This is a genomic window from Photorhabdus australis DSM 17609, from assembly GCF_000711895.1.
GTDB classification, from domain to species: domain Bacteria; phylum Pseudomonadota; class Gammaproteobacteria; order Enterobacterales; family Enterobacteriaceae; genus Photorhabdus; species Photorhabdus australis.
The window spans coordinates 1-3,021 of sequence record NZ_JONO01000111.1 but is presented as its reverse complement, the minus strand read 5'-3'; the positions used below and the strand labels follow the sequence as shown (position 1 = coordinate 3,021).

Below are 3,021 nucleotides of genomic sequence, written 5' to 3'. Positions count from 1 at the left end.
GCCAAGGCCAGCGCTTCAATGTGGGTTAACTGAATGTCCTGTAAATGTTCAATCACTATCGTCATCTTATGCTCTCCCCTTAACCCACAAAACCGGTTATCAGCGCCCGCATCTGTTGCTTTATCTCCCGCAGTTGGACCTGTTGCCGCTGGTACTGCTGATGCTGTTGTTGCGTGGCCTCACTGTCAGGAATGAGCACCAGACAACCGTCCATCACCTTCACCGTAATCTGGCCGCCGGTATTAACCCCCGCCTGTCTCAGCCACTGCCCCTTAAGATGTATCGCCGGGGTGGCGTTGTTGACCCTGTTCCCGTTCGGCACATAACCCACCGTGTAATAACGTTCTGTTTTCACGGCTTTATTTACCGCCGCTTCTGCTTTAGAATGCGCCTTAGCCATAGTGACTACTCCTATTAGTTGCTGTGGTGAGCGGTGGTAACGGGTGCCAGCCCGTTATCCCCGCGCTAAATATCAACAGATTATCGCTTAATCACCTGCTTTATCTTGTCTTGCGTGATAGCCATATCCAGAAAATGACAAATCACTTCCTGGTCTTCCGGCTTCAATGCATCTGCTTGTTTACACAACTCTTTTAGCCGCTTGTTCTTGATATCAAACTCCGGGGCGGCACTGCCTTTATCACCCAGTAACAGATGGTCAATACTGACCTCTAATATCTGAGCCAGTTTAATGATGTAATCAAACTGAGGCTTGGCTTTCCCCTGTTCCCAGCGTCCCACCATACGGGGCTGAACATCCAACAGGTCGGCCAGCTTCAGTTGTGTTAACTGCCTTGATTTACGAATAGATGAGAGGTTTTTACCAAAATCAGTCATGGACAAACATAGCCAGGTTAGTTGTTTGTTCCACATGCTAAATCCCCTCCTGAAAATTAATCCTTGAAAGCATTCTAATGTCCTGTTTAAAATAGGTCAATATAGACCTTGACGTATTTTTTAAAGGATTAGTGATATGGCCCGCATTCCCGAAGCAGAATTACAGCACCTGAAAACAGCCGTCTCCTTAGTCGCCGTGGCAGAACAACAGGGTCGAAAGCTGATTAAACGCGGCAAAGATTACGTGCTGCTGTGCCCGTTCCATCAGGAAAAAACCCCGTCAATGGTCCTCAGCCCGGAAAAGAACCTCTATCACTGTTTTGGCTGCAACACCGGCGGTTCAGTGCTGGACTGGGTCATGAAAACCGAGCGCCTGAGCCTGCGGCGGGCGGCAGAACACCTGCGCGGGATACTGGGGAACAATCCTGCTGTCGCGCCGCTGGTTCAGCCCAATGAACCCACCGTGCTGGCCGAAGACGAGGCCGGACGGCAGGCGCTGCTCAGCCGGGTGGTGGAGTTTTACCATCATACGTTACTGAACGCCCCCGAAGCCGTGGCCTATCTGGAAAAACGCCGGTTACATCATCCCGAATTAGTCGCCGGTTTTAAGCTCGGCTTTGCCAACCGAACCCTGGCTTACCGCCTGCCGGAGAAACAACTGAAAGCCGGCGCCGCTATCCGGGCCCGGTTGCAAGCGGTGGGCCTGATGCGGGAGTCCGGTCACGAACACTTTAGCGGCTCGCTCGTGATACCGATACTCGACAACCACGGGCAGGTACAGGAAATCTATGGCCGGAAAATCACCCAGCGCCTGCGGGCAGGCACCCCGAAACATCTCTACCTGCCCGGCGAGCACCGCGGCGTGTGGAATGAAGCCGCCATGATAGCGTCCAAATCGCTTATCCTGTGTGAGTCGTTAATCGATGCCATGTCGTTCTGGGTGGCAGGCTACCGCAACGTCACTGCGGCTTACGGCGTCAATGGCTTTACCCCCGACCACTGGCAGGCACTGCAACGGCATCAGGTCCGGCAGGTGCTGATTGCCTTCGATAACGACCCCGCCGGCAATGAGGCGGCGGTGAAACTGGCCGCCGAACTGACTGCCGCCGGCATTACCGTGTTCCGGGTGGTGTTCCCCGAGGACATGGATGCCAACGGCTATCTGTGCCAGGTCGCCGAGCCCGAACCGGCATTCGGGTTATTGCTGGATGGCGCGGTGCCGATGTATGACCCGGCGCAGGAAACCGATACCGAAGCACCGGTCGCACCGGCAGCGCCGCCGTCCCCGGCAACGGAACCCCCTGTTGCTTTAGCCGCTGAGCGGGCAACAAAACCGCTGTCTTTGCCCGGCGTCGTGTGGGAGACAGGGCCAAACGGCGAAATTATCGTCTCACTGGGTCCGCTGCGCTGGTGTGTTCGCGGGCTGGCTCAGGTCAGAGCCGGGGCCGCAGTCATGAAAGTCAATGCACAGGTGATTGATACCGACAGCGGCATCATGTTCGCCGACAGCGTGGACATGATGAACGCCCGCAGCCGGGGCGGGTATGCGCGGCTGGCCGCCACCGAACTGGGACTGGCCGAAAGTGACCTGCGCCGGGCTTTGGGACAGGTGTTACTGGTCCTGGAACAGTGTCAACAGGCCGGCGTCGGTGAACAAACCGAAACCCAGCCGGTTCCCGACCTGAGCGAAGACCAGCGGGCCGCGGCGCTGGCGCTGCTGCAAGACCCGAAACTGAGCGAGCGCATCACCGCTGATTTAGCCGCCTGTGGCGTGGTAGGCGAATCCACTAACCTGCTGGCCGGTTACTTAGCCGCCGTCAGTCGCAAGCTGGAGCGTCCGCTGGCCGTGCTGATACAAAGCAGTTCGGCGGCAGGTAAAAGCAGCTTAATGGAGGCCGTCCTCAATCTGATACCGGAAGAAGAACGCCTGCAATACAGCGCCATGACCGGCCAGAGTCTGTTCTATCTGGGGGAAACCAATCTCCAGCATAAAATCTTAGCCATTGCCGAAGAAGAAGGGGTACGGCAGGCCGCTTATGCGCTCAAACTGTTGCAAAGCGACGGCGAACTGACCATTGCCAGTACCGGTAAAGATGACGCCAGCGGGAATCTGGTCACCAAACAGTACACAGTAAAAGGGCCAGTGATGCTGATGCTCACCACCACCGCAATAGATGTCGATGA

Annotated in this window: 3 protein-coding genes; 1 reads left to right on the top strand and 2 read right to left on the bottom strand. The window is 56.1% G+C overall.

The annotated features are described in order from the left end of the window. Window positions 1-79 precede the first annotated feature (79 nt). Window positions 80-400, bottom strand: coding sequence for a SymE family type I addiction module toxin (locus BO26_RS18200; RefSeq protein WP_036773972.1), 321 nt, complete (start codon window positions 398-400; stop codon window positions 80-82). Between the two features lie 80 nt (window positions 401-480). Next, entirely contained in the window at window positions 481-873 is a 393-nt protein-coding gene (locus BO26_RS18195) for a helix-turn-helix domain-containing protein (protein ID WP_036773892.1), read from the bottom strand. Window positions 874-973: 100 nt separating this feature from the next. Between BO26_RS18195 and BO26_RS18190 the strand changes: the two genes are divergently transcribed. Then, a partial coding sequence (locus BO26_RS18190; RefSeq protein ID WP_036773969.1) for a CHC2 zinc finger domain-containing protein occupies window positions 974-3,021 on the top strand: 2,048 nt, incomplete at its 3' end.

Bases quoted from the DNA above. Each gene is read 5' to 3' on its own strand.
- BO26_RS18195 (WP_036773892.1), bottom strand. From the start codon at position 873: ATGTGGAACAAACAACTAACCTGGCTATGTTTGTCCATGACTGATTTT.
- BO26_RS18200 (WP_036773972.1), bottom strand. From the start codon at position 400: ATGGCTAAGGCGCATTCTAAAGCAGAAGCGGCGGTAAATAAAGCCGTG.